The sequence below is a fragment of the Aquimarina aggregata genome, from assembly GCF_001632745.1.
Taxonomy (GTDB): domain Bacteria; phylum Bacteroidota; class Bacteroidia; order Flavobacteriales; family Flavobacteriaceae; genus Aquimarina; species Aquimarina aggregata.
Genome location: NZ_LQRT01000058.1, coordinates 271,787 through 294,496, shown reverse-complemented (window position 1 = coordinate 294,496; position 22,710 = coordinate 271,787). Strand labels below are relative to the sequence as shown.

Annotated in this window: 19 protein-coding genes and 3 tRNA genes; 12 read left to right on the top strand and 10 right to left on the bottom strand. The window is 32.5% G+C overall.

Annotation, left to right across the window (positions count from 1 at the left end; translation table 11 throughout):
- Positions 1–9: 9 nt before the first annotated feature.
- A complete protein-coding gene (locus AWE51_RS24405) occupies positions 10–963 on the top strand; it encodes a transketolase family protein (protein ID WP_066319520.1) in 954 nt (317 codons plus the stop codon).
- Between the two features lie 87 nt (positions 964–1,050).
- On the opposite strand, the gene AWE51_RS24400 is transcribed toward AWE51_RS24405, so the two are convergent.
- On the bottom strand, positions 1,051–2,595 hold the full coding sequence (locus AWE51_RS24400) for an RICIN domain-containing protein (protein WP_066319517.1): 1,545 nt from the start codon (positions 2,593–2,595) through the stop codon (positions 1,051–1,053).
- Between the two features lie 384 nt (positions 2,596–2,979).
- Here AWE51_RS24400 and AWE51_RS24395 point away from each other — a divergent pair, with 384 nt between their 5' ends.
- On the top strand, positions 2,980–3,588 hold the full coding sequence (locus tag AWE51_RS24395; protein ID WP_066319516.1) for a porin family protein: 609 nt from the start codon (positions 2,980–2,982) through the stop codon (positions 3,586–3,588).
- A 58-nt stretch (positions 3,589–3,646) separates the two neighbouring features.
- Here AWE51_RS24395 and AWE51_RS24390 read toward each other — a convergent pair whose 3' ends face one another.
- Positions 3,647–4,834, bottom strand: coding sequence for an FKBP-type peptidyl-prolyl cis-trans isomerase (locus AWE51_RS24390; protein WP_066319513.1), 1,188 nt, complete (start codon positions 4,832–4,834; stop codon positions 3,647–3,649).
- Between the two features lie 86 nt (positions 4,835–4,920).
- Between AWE51_RS24390 and AWE51_RS24385 the strand changes: the two genes are divergently transcribed.
- Together AWE51_RS24385 and AWE51_RS24380 are read left to right on the top strand one after the other, a co-directional pair.
- Positions 4,921–5,310: an RNA-binding S4 domain-containing protein gene (locus AWE51_RS24385; protein WP_066319511.1), complete on the top strand. Its 390-nt coding sequence runs from the start codon at positions 4,921–4,923 to the stop codon at positions 5,308–5,310.
- A 147-nt stretch (positions 5,311–5,457) separates the two neighbouring features.
- Positions 5,458–5,958 carry a phosphoribosyltransferase family protein gene (locus AWE51_RS24380; protein WP_066319509.1) on the top strand — a complete coding sequence of 167 codons (501 nt, stop codon included), beginning with the start codon at positions 5,458–5,460 and terminating at the stop codon, positions 5,956–5,958.
- Here the strand turns inward: AWE51_RS24380 and AWE51_RS24375 are convergent.
- Complete coding sequence (locus AWE51_RS24375; RefSeq protein WP_066319507.1) at positions 5,950–6,471, bottom strand: shikimate kinase; 522 nt, start codon at positions 6,469–6,471, stop codon at positions 5,950–5,952. The two genes, AWE51_RS24380 and AWE51_RS24375, sit on opposite strands and share 9 nt — an antisense overlap.
- 132 nt (positions 6,472–6,603) lie before the next feature.
- On the opposite strand from AWE51_RS24375, the gene AWE51_RS24370 reads away from it, so the two are divergent.
- The 3 genes from AWE51_RS24370 to AWE51_RS24360 all read left to right on the top strand — a co-directional run bounded on the left by AWE51_RS24370 (position 6,604) and on the right by AWE51_RS24360 (position 6,980).
- Positions 6,604–6,676 (top strand) — tRNA-Lys (locus AWE51_RS24370).
- Positions 6,677–6,755: 79 nt separating this feature from the next.
- Positions 6,756–6,828 (top strand) — tRNA-Lys (locus tag AWE51_RS24365).
- A gap of 68 nt (positions 6,829–6,896) precedes the next feature.
- A tRNA-Leu gene (locus AWE51_RS24360) sits at positions 6,897–6,980 on the top strand.
- A gap of 204 nt (positions 6,981–7,184) precedes the next feature.
- Here AWE51_RS24360 and AWE51_RS24355 read toward each other — a convergent pair.
- Both AWE51_RS24355 and AWE51_RS24350 read right to left on the bottom strand, forming a co-directional pair.
- A complete protein-coding gene (locus AWE51_RS24355; RefSeq protein ID WP_157766217.1) occupies positions 7,185–8,399 on the bottom strand; it encodes a carboxypeptidase-like regulatory domain-containing protein in 1,215 nt (404 codons plus the stop codon).
- A gap of 195 nt (positions 8,400–8,594) precedes the next feature.
- Positions 8,595–9,014 (bottom strand): hypothetical protein, encoded by a 420-nt coding sequence (locus AWE51_RS24350; protein WP_066319503.1) that lies wholly within the window; start codon positions 9,012–9,014, stop codon positions 8,595–8,597.
- A 208-nt stretch (positions 9,015–9,222) separates the two neighbouring features.
- Here AWE51_RS24350 and AWE51_RS24345 point away from each other — a divergent pair, with 208 nt between their 5' ends.
- The 3 genes from AWE51_RS24345 (at position 9,223) to AWE51_RS24335 (ending at position 12,625) form a co-directional block, all read left to right on the top strand.
- Positions 9,223–10,344, top strand: a complete 1,122-nt coding sequence (locus AWE51_RS24345) for a Zn-dependent alcohol dehydrogenase (protein ID WP_066319496.1) — start codon at positions 9,223–9,225, stop codon at positions 10,342–10,344.
- A gap of 9 nt (positions 10,345–10,353) precedes the next feature.
- Positions 10,354–11,160, top strand: a complete 807-nt coding sequence (locus tag AWE51_RS24340) for an alpha/beta hydrolase (protein WP_066319493.1) — start codon at positions 10,354–10,356, stop codon at positions 11,158–11,160.
- Between the two features lie 85 nt (positions 11,161–11,245).
- Positions 11,246–12,625, top strand: a complete 1,380-nt coding sequence (locus AWE51_RS24335) for an SGNH/GDSL hydrolase family protein (protein WP_066319491.1) — start codon at positions 11,246–11,248, stop codon at positions 12,623–12,625.
- Positions 12,626–12,638: 13 nt separating this feature from the next.
- Here the strand turns inward: AWE51_RS24335 and AWE51_RS24330 are convergent, their stop codons facing one another.
- Complete coding sequence (locus AWE51_RS24330; RefSeq protein ID WP_066319489.1) at positions 12,639–15,188, bottom strand: sugar-binding domain-containing protein; 2,550 nt, start codon at positions 15,186–15,188, stop codon at positions 12,639–12,641.
- A gap of 131 nt (positions 15,189–15,319) precedes the next feature.
- Between AWE51_RS24330 and AWE51_RS24325 the strand changes: the two genes are divergently transcribed.
- Positions 15,320–16,216, top strand: a complete 897-nt coding sequence (locus AWE51_RS24325; protein ID WP_099098817.1) for an AraC family transcriptional regulator — start codon at positions 15,320–15,322, stop codon at positions 16,214–16,216.
- A 49-nt stretch (positions 16,217–16,265) separates the two neighbouring features.
- Here the strand turns inward: AWE51_RS24325 and AWE51_RS24320 are convergent, their stop codons facing one another.
- From AWE51_RS24320 to AWE51_RS24305, 4 genes are all read right to left on the bottom strand, one after another.
- Positions 16,266–17,525, bottom strand: coding sequence for an NAD(P)/FAD-dependent oxidoreductase (locus AWE51_RS24320; RefSeq protein WP_066319487.1), 1,260 nt, complete (start codon positions 17,523–17,525; stop codon positions 16,266–16,268).
- 11 nt (positions 17,526–17,536) lie between these two features.
- On the bottom strand, positions 17,537–17,851 hold the full coding sequence (locus AWE51_RS24315; RefSeq protein ID WP_066319485.1) for a 2Fe-2S iron-sulfur cluster-binding protein: 315 nt from the start codon (positions 17,849–17,851) through the stop codon (positions 17,537–17,539).
- A gap of 51 nt (positions 17,852–17,902) precedes the next feature.
- Positions 17,903–19,060: a cytochrome P450 gene (locus AWE51_RS24310; protein WP_066319482.1), complete on the bottom strand. Its 1,158-nt coding sequence runs from the start codon at positions 19,058–19,060 to the stop codon at positions 17,903–17,905.
- Between the two features lie 290 nt (positions 19,061–19,350).
- Complete coding sequence (locus tag AWE51_RS24305; protein ID WP_066319480.1) at positions 19,351–20,922, bottom strand: solute:sodium symporter family transporter; 1,572 nt, start codon at positions 20,920–20,922, stop codon at positions 19,351–19,353.
- Positions 20,923–21,333: 411 nt separating this feature from the next.
- Here AWE51_RS24305 and xylA point away from each other — a divergent pair, with 411 nt between their 5' ends.
- Positions 21,334–22,659, top strand: coding sequence for a xylose isomerase (gene xylA, locus AWE51_RS24300; protein WP_066319478.1), 1,326 nt, complete (start codon positions 21,334–21,336; stop codon positions 22,657–22,659).
- Positions 22,660–22,710: the final 51 nt, after the last annotated feature.

Here is a 22,710-nt window from a genome sequence, read left to right as displayed (position 1 = left end):
AAAAAGAAAATGAAAAAATATATAGATACAGGAAAAAAAGACACCCGTTCTGGTTTTGGAGCTGGTCTTGAAGAATTGGGTAAAACAAACGAGAATGTAGTTGCACTATGTGCGGACTTGATTGGTTCTTTAAAGATGGATGCTTTTATTGCCAATAATCCAGAACGCTTTTTTCAAATAGGAATTGCAGAAGCAAATATGATGGGGATTGCGGCTGGTTTAACTATAGGAGGTAAAATACCTTTTACAGGAACATTTGCTAACTTCTCTACAGGACGTGTTTATGATCAAATTCGACAATCTATCGCTTATAGTGGTAAGAACGTAAAAATATGTGCCTCTCATGCAGGATTAACACTTGGTGAAGACGGTGCTACACATCAAATACTAGAAGATATTGGTTTAATGAAGATGCTACCTGGTATGACCGTTATTAATACCTGTGATTACAACCAGACGAAAGCAGCTACAATTGCTATTGCGGATCATCAAGGGCCAGTATATTTGCGCTTTGGAAGACCAAAAGTAGCCAATTTTACTACAGAAGATCAAACTTTTGAGATCGGAAAAGCAGTACTTCTTCAAGAAGGTACAGATGTAACGATTGTTGCTACTGGACATTTGGTATGGGAAGCATTACAAGCTGCTGAAACATTACAAGAACAAGGTATCAGCGCTGAAGTAATTAATATTCATACAATTAAACCTTTAGATGATGAAGCTATTTTAAATTCTGTTAAGAAAACAGGATGCGTTGTAACTGCTGAAGAACACAATATCTTAGGTGGACTGGGGGAAAGTGTATCACGAGTATTGGTTAAAAACCACCCTACTCCACAAGAATTCATTGCTACTAATGACACTTTTGGAGAAAGTGGGACACCAGAACAACTTATGGAGAAATATGGATTAAACGCCGCGGCAATAACTAGCGCTGCTCAAAAGGTAATTAAAAGAAAATAGTTTTTTACTAAAATTAAATAGTAAGACCGTCTAAAAAGTTTTTTAGACGGTCTTCTTAATTATTAGTATAGCCTAATAGTACGATATTTACTTAATAGCAAATTTCACTGTTTTAACTTGATCATTAGAAATTACTTTAGCTATATACACACCAGTTGCTAACCCTACACCTTTTCTAAAAGGAATAGAAACCTCAGATGTATTTGAAATAAAAGAATCATTATATACATAATTACCTCCTAGATCATATACATTTACTGAGACTGCTCCAGCTTTTTCTAAATTTATTTTTAAGGTATTGCCAATTGCCTGTAATTTAAAATCTAAAGTAGCAATACCTGCAGATTTACTACTTGCGTTTTGGAATTTCCACTGGGTGTAATTTCCCCCATAAGAAGTTGGCCTTTGAATCATCTTATCGTTATTATTATCTCCAGTAGGTCTAAAATACATTCCTGTTTGTCTATTTTGCAAATAGAAAAACCCATTTGAAGTGTTTATTTTTTTCCACTGGGTATAGTTTCCTGAATAACTTGTAGGGCGTTGTTCTATATCTGCCCCATCATTATCACCAGCAGGTCTAAAATATTTACCTGTCTGAACGTTTTTTAAATAAAAATATCCTCCAGAAGTATTCACTTGCTCCCATTTTACATTATTATCGGTTGCATTTGAGGCTACCTGAATAATCTTAGATGCATCCGCACTATTTTGTGGACGAATTTTCTTCTGAGTTTGTCTATTTACGATGTAAAACGCATTATCATTACCTGTTGGATCGGGATCTGGATCCGAGCCTCCTCCTCCTCCATTAACCAATTCATAAGTATGTACCCAGTCATATTGAGCAGTATTACGATTGTTGTTATTTAACTCATTATTATCGGCAACACCTGGACCCCATGTAAATGCTTCCATGTCAAAATACATCCACATACCTTCGTTAAAATTATAAGGCAGTCTTACCTCTGCTACAGGGTTGGCTCTATTCTTAGGGTTTTTATACCATAATATCGTTCTAGCATCTTTCCACCAGACCCCATAAACATTAAAATTGTCTGCATTTCGGGTTCCATCATTAAAATGTTTTTGGGTTGTTCTATCACAATCAAATCCACAAGGTTGAGGAAAATAATGAGTATTCATTTCCATGGTAGTCTCTAAATTCTTCCATCTTTGATTCTTAACTGTTCCCCAATTTTCTATTACATCTATTTCACTAAATCGACCTTGCATCCAAAAAGACGATACTATTGTCATATCTGCATTTTTAACACTGGCTTCTGCATACATTCCCGGTTTAAAAGAAGCTTTATCAGAACGCAAAATACCAGTCCAAATGCGATCTCCTATTCTTCCTACATTTGGATCTTTAGGAGTTCCTTTAATTTTAAGTTTTCCATTACTTACAGAAACATTATTTGGATTAAACTGACTTGGACTTCTTCCTTTCCAATTTACATGACTATTCTTTTTCCATTTGTTTCCATCGAGTGAATTAAATTCATCTGATAAGGCATTTACACGTTTCCATGATTTTCCAGATGGTGGTGTGGGTTGAGCAAACAATACTGTTGTAAACAATACTGTTAAAAGAATAGAGAAAACTATTCTTAAGTTGTTGTTTTTCATTGTTAAAAGTGTTTGTGTTATTAAATGTCAAATTTACAATTAATAACAACTCATAAAGATAAATATGTATTTTTTTAATAAAAAAAATAAATTATAATCAATTAATTAACTTAATAACTACCAATAAACACATATTAATTCACAATAAACCATTATACATAACTTTCAAATTTTAATAAGTTAATACCTCAAACCTAATATTTACATTTAAATTTTGTTTCACAATTGCAATTAAAACACTGCTAGCATATTTATATAAAAAAAATACTTTGGCAGGCTTTTTGATATTTCAAGCAGAATAAAAACAGGCTATAATCGTTTTACAATACACTAGCCTTCACCAAATCATTTAATTAGTATTTATTAATCAAAAATTATTTCAAAATGAAAAATGTATTTGTTTTATTTATGTTATTAGCTTCTTGCACAATATTAGGGCAGGATAAGCGACTAGCTTTTGGGGTTAAGGCTGGACTTAATTATGGAGACAATGGTAAAATTGAAATCTCTGATTTAACAGGTCCAGGTAACAATATTTTATCAGAAAGAGCCGATGATCGAGTTGGATACCACTTAGGAGTATTTTTAAGAGGAAAATTAACAGACAACATCTATATAAAACCCGAATTACAATACACAGTTAATAATAGTACATATGATGATGTTTCTGGAGCAAACTTAGACTATAATATCAAAAAATTAGATTTGCCAATTCTTGTTGGAATTACGGTTTTAGGTCCTATACATGTTTTTGGAGGGCCTGCACTTCAATATATCGTAGAAAATGACCTCGAAGACGTAAGACTAGGAGATGTTAAAAATGAGTTTACTGTAGGGCTTCAGTTTGGAGCTGGAATTCAATTAGGGCGTCTTAACGCAGATATTCGTTACGAGCGTGGCTTAAGTAAAAATCGTGCAGAATCGATAAACGAAGGGATTCGAGTAGACTCTAGACCTAATCAAATTATATTAGGATTAGCTTTAGATTTATAAGACAATAGTTTTCTTAAAACAAAAAACTCCGATAATTAATTATCGGAGTTTTTTGTTTTTATTCGTTTTTTGGATCTCTATCATCTCTATCCAGATGGTTTTTAATACCATCTCCATCATCATCATAAAAAGTTATCTCATCCAAGCTAATAAATCCATCGTTATTTGCATCGTTAACCGTGATTTCATCTCTGGTAAGTGTACCATCGTTATCATCATCATTATCAAGATAGTCTGGTATTAACTCACCCGTATCACTATCAGAATTATCATCTGAATCCGCAACAAGTCTATCGTTATCTAAATCTTCAAGATAAGAAGGAATCCCATCGGCATCGTGGTCAGCTTCATTAACGGCATATAATTGAATATTAAAAACAAGTGACTTATATCTTCCTATTCCTGAACCAATTGGAGGGTTATTAAAATATGCCAATCCAGAAGGCATAAAGACAGTTACATTTCCAAAGTCATCATTATAATCAACAGTACCATCAGTGTTAATAGTAAACCCAGAAGCTCCTGTAAAATCGACTAAAGTTTCTCTCCAACCTTCGATAGCTGCAGACTGATCAAACCAAAAAGGCGAAACTCTATCATCAAAAACTTTTCTGTTAACATCATTATTATCTACTGAATCTTTTTCATCGATTATACCATCGTTATCAGAATCAGGTTCTCCTGCTAATTCAGGATTATCTACATCACTATCATCTGCGATTCCATCATCATCAGCATCTGTTCTAACCTCATCGTTTAATGTATCAGGGTTACCATCACCATCGGCATCTACATCTGCCGTATCAGGAATACCATCACCATCTTGATCTAAATTATCATACAATTGTTCTCCTCTATATGTGACTCTAGTCGAGTCTGCAAAAGTAGGACTTCGCATTCCTGGAGCTCCTTTTCTAAAACTTAATATATGTAAAGTATAATCTACACCATCTCTTGTAATCACTTTAGTAGATAAAAACTCTGATTGGCTTATCGGTGTACGATCACTATTCACTCCCGCAATAGTATCTAAATTTACAATTTGAAAATCTGGATTAATGGGATTATCTACGAACTCATAGAAATGAGTATCTAAATAATTTTCTAACAATACAGCTTCATTAACTTGCTGTTCTGCACGATCTCTTGGTGGCTCGATAGAAGGAGCATCGTCATCGTCGTTATTACATGCATATAAAGCTACCAAAGCTAATACAATGGCGCAACTATATTTTCTTACATTCATCTAATTACTTTTTTAAAGGTGCAAGATACGATTTTCTCGTACTTTTGTTTCATCTGTTTATAATTTTTGTCTATTAATATTTTTTTATGCGTGTTGATAAATATTTATGGTGTATTCGTTACTTCAAAACCAGAAGCATTGCTACAAAAGCCTGTAAAGAAGGGAAAGTTCGTGTTAACGGAGACCTTATAAAACCGTCTCGAGAAGTTTATCCAATGGATAAAATTACTGTTCGTAAAAACCAAATAAACTATGAACTCTCTGTTCTTGATACGCCCGATAATAGAATCGGAGCAAAACTTGTTGATTTATATCGTAAAGACATCACACCAAAGGAATCGTTGCAAAAATTAGATCTTTTAAAATATTCTAAGGATTATTATCGAAAAAAAGGTACAGGAAGACCTACTAAAAAAGATCGAAGAGATATAGATGATTGGTACACCGATGGCAATAATGATGACAGTGAAGAATAAAACTGTTTGTAGTTATTAAATGTTGCTAAATTATTTTAATAGTATCAACATATTCATAGATTACCAACTCTTTTATATATTTGATAATTGCTATCATTAATTAAAATCTCTGCGTATATTTTATAATCGCAATCAACAATTCTAAGCATGCATACGGATACTAATATTATACTAACCCATGAGCAAATACAACATAAGATAAAGCGTATTGCTTATCAGATTTATGAGACGAATATTAATGAAGAAGAAATTGTAATTGCCGGCATTGCAGAAAACGGATACATTTTTGCTAAACGATTAAAAGAAATTCTAGAAAACATTTCTGATATTAATGTTATTTTATGCGAAGTAACAATGGATAAAAAATCACCACACAATACGGTACAAACTTCTATCAGTGATAATATCTACACAAATAAATCTATTGTACTTGCCGATGATGTTTTAAACTCTGGTACAGCACTTGTTTACGGAGTTAAACATTTTTTAGAAGTGCCTCTAACAAGATTTAAAACTGCAGTACTAGTGAATCGAAATCACAAAAAATATCCTATCAAAGCTGATTTTAAAGGCATCTCTTTATCTACTTCATTACATGAACATGTAGAGGTATCATTTGGTAGTAAAGACTCTGCTATTTTAAAATAATAGCGTAATTATCTCTTCACTAATCTGATCAGGCTCCCTATCATCTGTGATAATATTGTGATCTGCCTGATTATAATAAAATGAACGTTCAAATAAATGTTTTCGAATAAAATCATTAAGAAGATCAACAGTAGAGAGATGAGATATTAATGGTCTTTTATCACGTTCTGCAAACAACCTTTTAGTTAATTGGTCTAAAGAAGTTTTTAAATATATACTCTTAGCTTTTTCTGATTCTTTAATTATTTCAAGATTACCTGCAAAACATGGTGTACCTCCACCAAGCGAAATAACGCTGTTATTTTGCTTTTCTAATACCTCTTTTAAGTATCGAGATTCTTGTTTTCTGAAATAAATCTCTCCTTTTTCTTCAAATATTTTTGAAATTGTATTTTTTTCTTGATTTTCTATATAATCATCCAAATCCAGATACTCTAATTTCATCTTATCAGCTAACTTATTACCTATCAAGGATTTTCCGCTACCCATATACCCCATTAAAACTATATTCATACTGTAAAAATTAAGTAGATATTGCCCAAAAGAAATATCATTTTAAACAAAATGCAAATTTATATCAAATTCTTCTTGAAAAATAAATTAATGATAGTATATTTGCACCCGCATTGAAGGAAAAAAATGCAAGACCTGGTAGCTCAGTTGGTAGAGCATCTCCCTTTTAAGGAGAGGGTCCTGGGTTCGAGCCCCAGCCCGGTCACAAAACATAGATAATAACAAGGTATTGCTATTATAAATTATGTTCTTTAAAAATATTTTGATAAGAAAAAATTATCAATGACCTGGTAGCTCAGTTGGTAGAGCATCTCCCTTTTAAGGAGAGGGTCCTGGGTTCGAGCCCCAGCCCGGTCACTAAAAAAAGTATCGTATATTTTTACGGTACTTTTTTAGTTTTAGAGTATCTTAAAGCACCTTTTATTGCCCAGGTGCTGGAATTGGTAGACAGGCATGGTTGAGGGCCATGTGTCCATTAGGGCGTGTGGGTTCGACTCCCATCCTGGGCACTTTTATACATTAAAGAATCAAAACTAAAAACCAAGCAAATAAACAGTTAGAATAATGATAAATTAAAATATTTATCTTTACTTGGTTTTTCAACTTGTAGAATCACATTCCCGTCAAATGCACCATTTGCTCCACCAAGCAAACACTCATCTAATGTTTTTTGAAAAATCAAGAAAGAAAAATTACTATCAAATGCTATAGCACTAATCTACTCTTTTCTTGAGTTCCAAGATTATTTTACTTTCTGCTGCCGTTTGTTGCGGAATATTATAAGTAGACCAAAAATCCAAATTGTATTCTTTTGCTTGATTCTCTATACTTTCACTAATATTCATATTTTTTAAGAATGGATAGTTATGAACATCATCAATTATTATATTATTTATAAAGAGCTCTTTTTTAGGATATTGTACAAAGAGTAGTTTTTTTGATTCTAATCCTTCAAAAATTTTCCATGTATCTTCTTCTTTTTGATACTTTAGGTACATTTTCCCCTTGTACTCTTGATATTCAAACACTACATTATAATGCACTTGTAAAGCACCATTTGTAAATTTCCTCGCCCAAGATCTATTATTGATAGCTTGCCTTGTAAGCTCCATTCTTACAAATGCAAAAGTCTCTGTATCTATAAATAATGTCGCATTTTGAAAAGGTTTATCAACTCCTTTTATTTTATAAACCAATCTTTCATTATACGGTAAAACACCGTCTAATTCATATTTCCAGCCATTTTTTCCTTTAATGGGGCCGTAATCAAATCTAATAAAGTCATCCTCTACCAAATCAATAATTGAGTTTTTTCGTTCTGAATTTTTATTCCAAGGATTCTTTTCAGTTAAGTACTTTGTTCTAACTTCTACTAACTCAACAAGAGGTTCTTTTTTAATCGCATATCCCTGATAAAACAATTTAGCAGCGCATTCTAAATACTCGACATACTTATCATCTTCTTTTTGAAGATCTCTCACGTAACCCTCTAAAATATATGGTTTTGTGGGGTAATTATTTTTAATCTCCTGATAAGCTTTTTTAACGATTTCTTTTGCAGTAAGTTTTTTATCTTTAGTAGATGTGATGATTACTGTTTCTAAATTGGTAGTTCTAGTCGAGAGAAATATTTGTTGGTTCTCTTTAAAAGTATTCGCTTTTTTAGAAACCGATACATACCCTATTACCGATATGATAATTATATCCATTTTTCTTTTTGACGGTATATAAAAAGTAAAGTAACCTTCTTCATTGGTAACCGTACCTATAGATTGGGACTTAATATACACCGAAGCAAAAGGAATTGGTTCTAACGTTTTTTGATCTAAAACCTGTCCAGATAAAGTTGTAATATCACTCTGAGCAAAGTTTGTCAAACAGCCTAATAAAAAGAAAACAATACTAAAAAATAAAGATAGTTTGTTCATATTCATTAAAATAACGAGAATAATCGATCGCTATCGTATACTTTTATTTTTTTATTAAAAAGACCTACACAATAGTAAGAAATTTATAACAAAAAACAATAATGCATAGGCAATGGCCTATTCTCGTATCTAATAGAATAAGTACTACATAATTTATCGATTAAAAACAATTCTTAAAATAATCACAACTAACGATTATTTTCTTGAACAGCTTTTGATTGATTCATAAAAGACTCGATAATCCGTTACAGAAACAACATCACCTTTTTTACTCAAGATAATGGATTTGTCATTTTCAAAGTTTCTAACGGATAACAGTTTCGTTGCATATCCTTGATAAACGATCTCAAAATGACTTTGATCCTTCACTCTTAGTTCATCCAATTTAAATTCAAACAAGCCTTCATTATCGCTATATGCATTCATACAATCATTCTCATCTAAGTATAATTTTATTGCTACATATCCAAGACTTTTCCTTTTAGAATCAACTATTTTACCTCGTATGACTCTTAAATCAGAAGAGACAACCGCATCTCCATCTGTCTTTTCGTTTCCAGATTTACAAGACGTTAAAAACACAAAACTTAAACAAAAAATAATTATTTTTCTCATACTCTTTATTTTAAAAATTATGAATGATTTAAAGTTACTAAGCATTCAAATGATTAACTCTAGTTATTAAATATACAAAAAATACAAATCTTTCACATGAAAGATCAATATACTTAAATCATTGTTAATATAGTGTAACTTGATATCAATATAGATAAACATCTAAGCTTTGTTAAATTCTATATTGCAGAATATTAAACCAACAAAAATGTTAGGAAAAGCAGCAATATCAAAGGGTGACGGAAATTTTTCAATAGAAGAAATTGAAGTAAAGACGCCTGAAAATGATGAAGTACTAGTAAAAATACAAGCAGCAGGATTATGTCATACAGATCATGATTCTTTACATTGGGGAAGAAAAGTAATCCTTGGTCATGAAGGGGCTGGTATTGTTCAAGCTGTAGGAAATGCAGTAACCACAGTAAAACCAGGAGATAATGTGATATTAAACTGGGCAATTCCTTGCGGCAAGTGCTTTCAATGTCAAGAAATGAACCAGCATATTTGCGAAAACAATTCACCTGTAGTAGCTGGCGATAAATTACCTGATGGCGAAGTTTCTACCGGACATGCCGCATTAGAAAGGACTTTATATCAAGGAGAAGGAATTGAACGATCTTTCAACATAGGAACACTATCTACCCATACGGTCGTTAAAGAGCAAGCGGTAGTAAAATATGAAACAGCCATTCCGTTTAGCTCTGCTGCGATTATTGGTTGTGGTGTAATGACTGGATATGGATCTGCTGTAAACACAGCTCATGTTACGCCAGGATCTTCTGTAGTCGTAATTGGTAATGGTGGAGTTGGACTTAACGTTATCCAAGGCGCAAGGATTTCTGGGGCAGCAATGATAATTGCTGTAGACGTTAATCCAAATAGATTAGAAATGGCAAAACAATTTGGAGCTACTCATACTATTCTAGCTAATAAGACTGACAAAAATTTACAAGAGGTCTCCAAATTAGTTCAAAAACTAACAGGCAATGGCGGAGCAGATTATGCTTTCGAATGCACCGCTATTCCCGCTTTAGGAGCAGCACCTCTAGCTATGATTCGCAATGCAGGTACAGCAGTACAAGTAAGTGGTATAGAAGAAGAAGTTACTATCGATATGAGCTTATTTGAATGGGATAAAATTTACATAAATCCATTGTATGGCAAATGCAGACCTCAAATAGATTTTCCTATCTTATTAAATTTATATAAAAAAGGAGAACTATTACTTGATGAAATGGTAACCAAAATATATAAATTTGAAGATCTTGATCTAGCTTTTGAAGATATGTTAGCTGGTAAAAATGCAAAAGGAGTAATCGTTTTCGAATAATCTCTATTTATGTCAAAATTTAAAACTGTAGAAATTTCAGATCCACGTTTTGAGGCTAATAACTTAAGACACATCACCGTTAAAAGTAAAAATCTTAGCCATAGAGGTGACATTAGTGTTTTTGTACCTCCTGGAGTCGACCATAAAGATTTACCTATTACCATATTATTGCACGGTGTATATGGCAGTCATTGGATTTGGTCTCAAAAAACAGGGATTCACTTAAAAATGAACTCTTGGATAGAACAGAATATACTCTCTCCTATGGTGGTTGTTATGCCATCAGACGGGTTATGGGGGGACGGGAGCGGTTATTTACCTCATCAAGAATCAAATTTTGAAAAATGGATCATTGAAGATGTCTTTAATGCTACACTAGAACTAATCCCTCAAACCAGTAAGCAATCGCAGTTATTTATTGCTGGTTTATCAATGGGTGGTTTTGGTGCTTTGCGACTTGGTATAAAGTATGGATCTATGTTTTCAGGAGTCTCTGGGCTTTCATCGATTACACAACTCGAAGAAATGAAATCTTTTATTGAAGAAGATCTTACACTACTAAAACAAGACCAAACTGAAAACGAATCTGTTTTTGACACTATCGTAAAGTATAAAAATCAAATTCCAAAATTTCGATTTGATTGCGGATTATCTGATCCATTATTGGCTGGTAACCGAAAATTACATACCCAATTAAATGAATTAGCCATTCCGCACATTTACGAAGAATATCCCGGTGGTCACGAATGGGAATATTGGGAAAAGCACATCAAAGATACTATGTTATTTTTCAATCAATTGATTCTAAAGAAATAGAATCTAACGAAAAAAACAAAACTGTTTACGTAGATTATTTGTAAATACTTTTTTCTCGGTATTAAAATCCTTTATTTTTAATTTTATGATCATACAAAATAAAATAAAGTCTGCACTATTATTGTTTATCATAGCAATATTGGCCCGCCCATTAAACGCTCAGGAACTACCTTTATTTAAAAATGGTGATGTCGTAGCTTTAATAGGAGATAGTATAACACATGGAGGGTCCTTTCATGCTTTTTTACAAGTTTTTAATGCTACCCAATTTCCTAATGAAAAAGTGAGCTACTATAACTGTGGTATTGCAGGTGACAATACGCCCGGGACCACAGATAGAGTTGAAAAAGACATTTTGATACACAACCCTACACATGCTTTAATCATGTTAGGTATGAACGATGTAGGCCGTTGGTTATACCCTGGTACCAAAAAGGTAGATCAGGAAACATTAAAAAAACGTGAAGAGATTTTAAAAAACTATACCAAAAATATGGAGAAATTGAGTGCTCTCCTTATTGAAAAGGGAGTGAAACTTATTTTCACAACACCTTCTATATATGATCAAACTGCAGTATTAGAAAGAAAAAACAACTTTGGCATTAATGATGGGTTAATCGACTTTGGAAATGCCGTACGAGAAATCGCTAAAAAACACAATGCGCCAGTTATCGATTTCAATACCGCTATGCTAGCGGTAAACAAAAAAATTCAAACTAACGATAAAACAGCAACTATTGTTGGACTAGATAGAATACACCCTGGCGATAATGGCCATTTGGTAATGGCTTATGAAATAATTAAGACTATAATTCCTGTAGCATTTACTTCTACTATAGAAATTGATGCAAAAACCATGAAAGTGAATAGTGCTAAAAATTGTACGGTTGATATAAAAAGTGGAATTAAAAAATTTCAAGTATTACAAAATGCATTACCATTTCCGGTTAAAGAAAGCCTAAGAACTACAGAAAAACTAATTCCAGAATCAGGAAATATTGCTAGAGAAATACTATCTATTAAAAATTTGGAAGAAGGTAAATACACTCTATTAATTGATGATATTAAAGTAGGTTCATATTCTAATTTGGCATTAAAAGAAGGGATAAACTTATCACGAAACAGTCTTACTCCACAATACAAACAAGCAACTAAAGTATCCGATTTGTGTTTTGAATATAGGAGTACTAATGATAAACTAAGAACCATTGCTGCTACAGAGTTTCGGAGTTTAAAAGAGTTTAATGGGCCAAATACTCTTGAAGCTAAAAAAGCATTTCTAGAGGCTAAAAACGAAAAATCTAAAGGGAAAAGTTGGTATTTTTATGAGAAGAAAAAAGCCAAAGAATATTTTGAAGTTTTACCTAAAAAAGATTCTATCATTAAGGCTTTAGATCATATTCGAACAGAAATTTATACTGCAAATAAACCTGTTACTCATACATACAAACTAATCAAAATTTAAATCACCTACCTACTTATTTAGCCTCTAAGTCTAGGGTATTTGAAGTAACTGTTTTACTTTTTGTAGAAATCTTAATTGCTCCAGTATCTTTTGTAGATTGCACGAATAATATAGCTTTACCTTGATGTGTTACTATCTCATTTGATTTATGAGATTGAATGTTTCTCTCCCAACCATTATCAACCCCAATATTTCTAGCTGCTCCTTCTACTTCAAATTCAATTTTTATATCTGCATCTGTAACAACAGCTCCATTGGCATCAAATAATGTTGCCGTAATTACTGCAACATCATATCCATCATTTTTAATAGTGGTTTTATTAGTTGTTATTTTGATTTCAGATACTGTACCTTGAGATTTTAAGACATACTCATCTGCTTTTACTCCATTATTATACCCAACAATTTTCAATTCTCCATCTGCATAAGGCACTAACCATTTAAGGATATGATCATTTTCTACTACGGTTGTTAATTTTTGTTTCCCTAATGATTTTTTATTTAAGAATAACTCTGCTTCTTCACAATTTGTATATGCTTGCACAATAATTGATTCTTTATCCTCATATTGCCACTTAGGATATACTTTATACCACTCCCAAAGGCGTAGTTTATCCCATACTGGCGGAGGTGTAAATTGCATATTAAATTTCCATCCTTCTTTTTCAGAATAAGAATACTCTGATTCTGAAACAGGAGTAGTAACCATATATACTTTAGGGTCTTTTTTCCATAATGTTTCAAAAAAATGTCCTCTTGGTGTTTTAAATCCAGCAAAATCAAAGAAAGAAATATTTAAACCTTTGCGCGGCCATGGTCCAGCTTCGCCTAAATATGCAAATCCTGTCCAAGCAAATATTCCCGCTACAAAATCACGATCATTTGCCGTCTTCCACTCAGAATAGGCACCCCAGTTTTCTGAACCTAAAATTTTTAAATCAGGATATGTTTTATGAGCAATATCATAATCAGCCTGACGATAATTAAATCCATAAACATCAACAGTAGTACCATAACCACTAACCATTCCAATTGAAGGAAGTACACTACCACATACAGTTGGTCTTGAGGTATCCTCTTCTTTTACCCATTTTACTAGTTTTTTGGCAATGGTAGTCAAAGGATCAACAGTTTCTATATTATTTTCAAAAATTGGTTTGATCTTATCTGCATCATATACTGGAACATATTCGTATCCTGCAGCACTTGAATTAGGGTTTACTTCATTAAATGTTTTTGAATAATGAGGATAGGTCCACTCTATTTCATTACCAATACTCCACATAAATACCGATGGATGATTAAAATCTCTTCGAATTAAATCTTTTAAATCGCGCTCTGCCCATTCATCAAAAACTTCGGGGTAAGCTTTGGATGCCTCTTTTGAAGCAGCATTATCTCCTAAATACACTTTACTTTTGGCTTTAGGGGCACTCCATTCGTCAAAAGCCTCATTCATTACTAGAAGTCCTATTTCATCACAAACTTCAAGCAATTCTGGTGAGTGAGGGTTGTGTGCAAAACGTATTGCATTAGTTCCTATAGATTTTAGTTTCTTCATTCGATATTCCCAAATTGCCTTAGGTACAGCTGCTCCTACCGCCCCAGCATCATGATGTAAGTTGACACCTTTTATTTTCATTCGTTTTCCATTTAAAGAAAAACCTGTATTTGCATCAAAATTAAACGTCCGAATACCAAATCTTTGAATTACATTATCGACTTGTTGTTCATTTTCAAAAACAAGAGCTTCTAAATGATATAAGTTTGGATCCTCTAAAGACCATAATTTAGGAGTATCGATAGTAATATTTACATTAGCATTTAAATCATCACTTTGTGTACTCTTAGAAATTATAACATTATGGTTTGAATCCAAAATATTGTATTTCACCACAATCTGTTGTTCTTCTTTTGGATTATTATTTATTAATGCGGTTTTTATTTGAATTTCTGCTGAGTTGGAATTCACTTTTGGTGTAGTAATCTGCAATCCCCATTGGGCAATATGTAAAGGTTCTGTTTTAATCAGTTTTACATTGCGATAAATTCCTGAGCCTGTATACCATCGTGAATCTACATACGCAGTATGATCCACTTTAACAGCAAGAACATTTGGTGTGCCATCATATTTTAAATGATTTGTAAGATCATATACAAAAGTAACGTACCCATTTGGTCTGGTTCCTAATAATTTTCCATTGATCCAAACTGTAGAATTATTGTATACTCCATCAAATTGAATACTGATTTGCTTATTCTTATCAGCTTCTGTAAGTATAAATGATTTTCTATACCATCCAATACCTCCAGGTACAAAGCCACTACTACTTGCTACATCTCCAGTTTCTTGATATCCTTCTTCAATACTCCAATCGTGAGGAACATTAATCATTTTCCATTGATCATCATTAAATACAGAATCAAAAGCATTTGGGGTATCACCCAAATTAAATTTCCAGTCATAATTAAAATCCTCAATGCTTCTAGAAATATCGTTATTATCTGTTTTGCAAGACGAAGAAATTGATAATATACTTATCAGTAAAAGGAATAATCTCATAATTTAATTTTTATTTTAGATGTAAGCAACTTATCTATTTCTACTTTAAACACACCTCATAAAAACAAAACTATAGTATTATAATAGCTATAATTTACACTATATTAGCAATAACTTTTACTCTATTTTCTTTGAAACAAGTAATTACAAATAATAAAATAGCTGTATCTCTAGAAAAGATCGAGAAACCACTACATTCTTCTTTTCATACGGGGGTTTATCGTCAACGTTATTTTAGTGGAGCTTGGCATTACCATCCGGAGTTTGAATTATTACTGATAACAAATGGTAATGGAAAGCGATTAGTAGGTGATCACGGTGAGAATTTTAACACAGGTGACCTTGTATTATTAGGTGGATTTTTACCTCATGCATGGATTCCTGATGATCATTACTTACAACAAGACTCTACTGATCATTGTGAATCTATTTATGTACAATTCAAAAAAGATATTTTTGGATCTCAATTCGTTGATATCCCAGAATTAAAAGGTGTTAGAAGGGTCTTATTAGCCTCTGAGCGCGGATTAAAAATCGTAGGAAAACATAAAGAAACGATCATCCTATTATTAAAAGAAATCCCTAGACTAGGGCCTCTTGATCAATTACTAAAATTGTTAAAAATACTAGATCTAATTAATTTATCTGGATATGAAACTTTAGCATCTGAAGGATATCTTAAGGAGAGTTTCTTTTTTAAATCTAATCGAATTTTAAAAGTACATGAGTATATTATGGAAAATTATAAAAAAGAAATTTCTGTAGATCTATGTGCTGAAATGATAAATATGACCATTTCTTCTTTTTGTAGATACTTCAAAAAAGAGACAGGATATACTTTTACTAATTATCTTAACAAAATACGTATTGACTTTTCTAAAAAGCTACTAACCAATACCGATTTACCCATTAAGGAAATAGGGTTTGAATGTGGTTATAACTCTGTGCCTTATTTTAACAAACAATTTAAGAAAGTTGTAGGGGTGCCTCCTTTCTCATATAGAAAGTCGATACATAAAAATGGATAAAGCTCTAAAAGTACTATCCATTTAAGAGGCAAAGAGCAAAAAATGAGTTTTATGATTCTACTACTAAATTAGCTGGTTTAAAATCAACAAAGGGATCTACTAATTTTGATGTATCTATTCTTTTCTGGTTTTTAATAAATTTTGTACCCAAAACATATGCTTTAGCATTATTAATAGCATCTACAGCCAACAAGGTGTTGTCTTTAAAATACCAAATAGAGAATTTTGTATTTTCACTTTCTTCTTTACGCACACATACTTTATTATGACCTGTTGACAAACCTACCATCTGTAACTTAACATCATATTGATCCGACCAAAACCATGGTATCGCATCATAAGTAGCGTTCTTTCCACAAATGGCAGCAGCAGCAACTTTAGCCTGATCAACAGCATTTTGAACAGATTCTAGCCGTACAAAACGATCATAATGTGTATTATAATGAAACGTGCAATCACCTATGGCATAAATATTTTCATCATTTGTTTGTGTTGTTGAATCAACCGATACTCCATTATTAATATCAAGACCTGCGTCTCTTGCCAATTCGATATTTACTTTAATTCCTACTCCCACAATTATCATATCAGATTTAAAAGTAGAATTATCCTCACAAATAATAGTATTTAAACCTTCGGATGTTTTAATAGAAATAACGTTCTTATTGGTATGTATTTCAACCCCATTATTACTATGTAAGTCTTCAAAAAATGTTGACATTTCTGGAGTAGTAACTCTGGCCAAAATTCGATCTTCTCGTTCTAATATTGTAACGGTTGCTCCTAGTTTCTTAAGAGATGCAGCTGCTTCAAGACCTATATAGCCTCCCCCTATAATGACTACTCTTTTATGTTGACTTTTAGCTAATGAATTTCGTATATTTTCTACATCACCTGCAGTTCGTAAAGGGAATAAATTACTTGCCTCTTCTATCCCTAAAATAGATGGTATAATTGGTCGTGCACCTGTTGCTAAAACTAATTTATCATAACTTTGTGTAGTTCCATCATGTAATACGATTGTTTTTTTAAGCCGATTGATCGATGAAACTTCAGTTCCCAACTGTAATATTATATTATCTTTTTCGTAGCTTTCTTGAGACTTTAAAACGTTTTTTTCGATTGCATCTTTACTAGTTAAATAGGCTTTTGAAAGCGGTGGTCGATGATAGGGCAATGTTGGATCCTTATCAAAGAGTATGATTTTACCTTGCCAACCTTCCTTGCGTAAAGCAAAAGCGAAATTTACGCCAGCATGACTTGCTCCTATGACAACGCAAGTCTTATTATTTGAATAATTTTCAGACATCAAATTCAATTTTATTCACTTTCTGCAACTTGCAACACTACACCATCTAATTTTTCATTAATTTCAATTTGACAGCATAAACGACTGTATTCATTATAATGATCATTAAGTTCTAGCATATCTGTTTCGATTTCACTTGCTTCTCCAGTTTTTTCAACATGTTCTGGATGTACATGCACATGACATGTAGCACAAGAGCATACACCCCCGCAATCCCCATCAATTCCTGGAATACTATTATCTACAGCTAGTTGCATCAAAGACCCCGTAGTACCTTCTAAAATGATTGATTTATTTTCTGTTGTTATAAAAGTAATCTTAGCCATATCTTTTTTTATAAATTCTTTAAAAATATTAGTACATAAACCCTATTAAAATTATAGTGCATTAAAATTCACCTTAATGCTATCATATCCCACTTTGCGTTTAAATTCTTCTAGATCTTCTATATTTTCTGTATAATCTAATATCTCTATAGATTTAACCTTTTTGGCCAAGGTGACTAATAAGATATTCATAATTTGTCGAGCATGTGTAGCTCCTAAACAATTGTGCGTACCAAAACCAAAACTTACGTGAGGGTTAACTTTACGATCTAATACTATATCGTTTGGATTTTCGAAAACAGAAGCATCTCTATTCGCTGATGCCCAACATAAGGATATACGAGAATCTGCCTTTATCGCATGTTCACAAACTTGAGTATCTTGAGTTGCTACTCTCCCCATGTGCGTTAATGGCGAAAAGTATCTAATTAATTCTTCAACTGCTTTACCTGTAACATCAGGATTTTCTCTAAGTTGTTTTAATGATTCAGGATGTTCTGCAAAATAAGCAATAGAATTTGTAACTGCATTAATCACTGTATCTCGTCCTCCTGCAAATGTTAAAATCATTACACCTTTTACTTCTTCGTGTGTAAGTTTTTTTCCGTTTACTTCAGAACTTAGCAACATAGAATACAAATCATTTCCTGGATTTCTTTCGGCTTTGATAATTTGTTGATCAATGTAGTCGTATAATAGATTAGCTTTATCTGCATCTAAAGATTCTCCTTCACTTCTAAATACATGTGTACCCCAACCAATCCATGTCTCAGACTCTTCAAAAGGTATATTAAGTAGTAATGTTAACGCTCGAGATTGTAATCTCAAAGAAAAATCTTGTACTACTTCAACAGTTTTTTTTGCAATCACCTCATCAACAATTGCTTCTATTTGCCCAGTAAGTTTTTGTTTATACTCTTTTTCTAATGGTCGTTTAAACCATGGTTCTATTAATGAACGATAATCTTTGTGCAACGGTGGGTCTACTTCAAAAGGTATTTGACGAGTATCTCGAATATTCACTTCAGAGGGCACTACAATACGTCCTGGAGTAGCTCCAGATTGAAAAGCTTTCCAATTATGTGCACATTTACGTACATCTTTAAGACGTAAAATCATAGTAACAGGATCATCCTGATCATTCATCTTACCATATCCTTTACTCAAACGAGCTTCCTCAAACGGGTCTAAAAGCTTACTTTTCTCCATCTTAAACATATTTTTTTAGTACTTATGCTCGTATAAAGCTTATAAATAGTATCAATCTAGCCACTTACAACTATATCATATTTACTTTATACAGTACAAATAACGATAGATTAGACGCATCAATCTTATTCTATTTTAACCTATACCTAAACTATTTTATCTTCGATATTAAAAGATTAATACTCTACACATGTACTTATTTACACAAAAAACCTTTTACTAAAAATAGTAAAAGGTTTTTCTTTATTAAAACTGTATGTCTTATTATCTAACTATAGATTTTTACGGTATTAAAAAATGAAATACGTTGATAATACTACTAAACATATTACCAGACCAACTATCTTAACATGTTTCCATGGTGTAACATCAACCTCTTTAGTGTAAGTCTGTACATAATCACTCTCTCTTGGTTTTAATTTTCCAATAGTTAACATGATTATTACTGTTAATACAAATGTGATTGCCTGCATGTGTAGCATATGTAAATCTATAACTCCAAATCCATTTGCTAAAACGATATATCCAACATAAACTGTAAAAGCAAATATGATTCCTACTTTAGCGGCTATTGCAGGTACCTTCTTTGTTAAGAAACCAATAACAATAACGGTTAAAATCGGAATACTATAAGCTCCATTAACGGTTTGTAAATATCCAAAAATACTATCGGCATATACTAAAAATGGTGCTATAATCATGGAAAAGAATGCCAGAATAATCCCAAAACGTTTTCCCATTTTCACAACAATCTTCTCACTGGCTTCTTTATTTATAAACTGCTTATAAATATCAACTCCATATAAAGTTACACAACTATTTAGTGCAGAATTAAATGAACTTAAGATAGCACCAAACAGAACGGCTGCAAAAAAACCAACCCAAACATCAGGCAATACATCTGCAACTAATTTTGGATACACATCACTAGTATTTAAATTTGGCCCATACTTATGATATGCTATAATACCTGGTAAAACCACAATGATCGGCCCTAATATTTTAATAAAAGCTGCTAATGTTAGTCCTTTTTGTCCTTCTGCTAAGTTTTTAGCTCCAAGAGCACGTTGAATAATTTGTTGATTACTCCCCCAATAGAACAATTGTACTAGCATCATACCTGTAAAAATGGTAGCAAACGGGATAGAAGAATCTGGTCCTCCTACTGCATTAAACTTTTCTGGATGTTCTGTTGTCAATTTAGTTAATCCACCAAAAACACTACCATCTTCGCTAATTGCCATTAAACCAAATACCGGAATCAACAATCCTCCTATTAACAATCCGACTGCATTTATTGTATCAGAAACTGCTACAGCTTTTAGACCTCCGAATATGGCATAGATAGAACCTATAATTCCTATTCCCCATACACATATCCAAACTGAAACCCAATCGCTTACCCCGAGTAATTCAGGAATACCAAACATTCCACTAATAGCCTTTGAGCCTGTAAAAAGTACCATAGGCAATAATACAACAGCATAACCTGTAAGAAATAATCCCGAAGTTAACGCCTTAGTAGTACTATCAAAACGTCTTTCTAAAAATGTTGGAAGTGTAGAGATTCCACCTTTTAAATAACGTGGTAGCAAAAATATTGCAGTAATCACCATTGCAATAGCTGCTAAAGTTTCCCAAGCCATTACGAGTATACCATCTGTATATGCATCCCCATTTAATCCTACAATTTGTTCTGTTGAAAGGTTCGTAAGTAATAAAGAACCTGCAATAACGGTTGCCGTAAGACTACGACCTCCTAAAAAATACCCCTCAGAAGTATTTTCATTTGTTTTTCTAGTTGCAAAATATGATATGATTGCTACTAGCAATGTAAACCCGATAAATGAAATAACTCCCATAATACTCTAAATTTTATACTTCAGTTTATGTTAAATTAAAAAAGATGATTAAGACGACAATATATAAATGTGCATTTTATATGTATAACACATATGTCTTTTTAGATGCATTTTTCTGTTAAACCCTAATTATACTAATGAAAGCAGAACATCTCTAGAACCAAAATACAACATATGTGGTATGATTTGTACAATCTATCGTAGATAATATATACTTATAAAGCTATTTACATTCCGTAAAATACTCGATAAAATATTTCGTAAAGTGTTTGGCAAAATGTTTCGTAAAATGTTTCGTAGAATATTATCATTGTGTAAAATCAGAAGTTCTATTTTAATTAATTTTATAACCGTTATATGCGAAATTATATCGCGAAAAAGAAATGTTAAAATAGTAAAAATAATAACTAAATGATTGTTTTAGGAGATAAAGAATATTATAAAGGAATCGGAGAAATCAAATATGAAGGGAAAGAATCCGATAATCCATTGGCCTTTAAGTATTATAACCCAGATATGGTTGTTGCAGGAAAAACAATGCGAGATCATTTTAAATTTGCCATTGCATATTGGCACACATTCTGTGGAGTAGGTTCGGATCCTTTTGGACCTGGAACACAAAAATTTGCTTGGGATCAATCTTCTGATCCTATTCAAGCAGCAAAAGATAAAGCCGATGCAGCTTTCGAATTTATAAGTAAAATGGGATTTGATTATTTCTGCTTTCATGATTATGATTTAATACAAGAAGCGCCAACATTTTCTGAATCAGAACAGCGTTTATCTACAATTACTGATTATTTAAAACAGAAAAAAGCAGCATCTGGAATAAAACTACTTTGGGGAACAGCCAATTGTTTTTCAAACCCAAGATATATGAACGGAGCCGCAACTAATCCTGATTTTAATGTTGTTGCTCGTGCTGGTGGACAAGTTAAATTAGCATTAGATGCTACAATTGCACTAGATGGAGAAAATTATGTTTTCTGGGGTGGTCGCGAAGGATATATGTCACTGCTAAATACGGATATGGGTCGGGAATTAGATCATATGGCTCAATTTTTAACTATGGCCAAAGATTATGCAAGAAGTCAAGGATTTAAAGGCACATTTTTTATTGAACCTAAACCTATGGAGCCTTCAAAACATCAATATGATTTTGATACTGCCACTTCTATTGGTTTTTTACGTGAGTATGGGCTAGACAAAGATTTTAAAATTAACATAGAAGTAAACCATGCAACGCTAGCACAGCACACTTTTCAACATGAAATTGAAGTTGCAGCCAAAGCTGGTATGTTAGGTAGTATTGATGCAAATCGTGGAGATTATCAAAATGGTTGGGATACAGATCAATTTCCTAATAACATACAAGAAACCACCGAAGCCATGTTAGTATTCTTACAATCTGGTGGATTACAAGGTGGTGGTGTAAATTTTGATGCCAAAATCAGAAGAAACTCAACCGATATAGAAGATGTGTTTCATGCACACATTGGTGGAGCTGATACTTTTGCAAGAGCATTACTTATCGCTGATAAAATCACAACCTCTTCGCCCTATAGCAAGTTAAGAGAGCAACGCTATAGTTCTTTTGATTCTGGAAAAGGAAAAGATTTTGAAGCTGGCAAATTAAATCTAAATGATCTCTATAAAATAGCTCAAGACAATGGAGAACTGGAATTGCAAAGTGGAAAACAGGAATTATTTGAAAATATAGTAAATCAATACATATAAGTATCCAACACTATTAATACTATTTCAAAAACCTTCTTAAAAACTTAAACC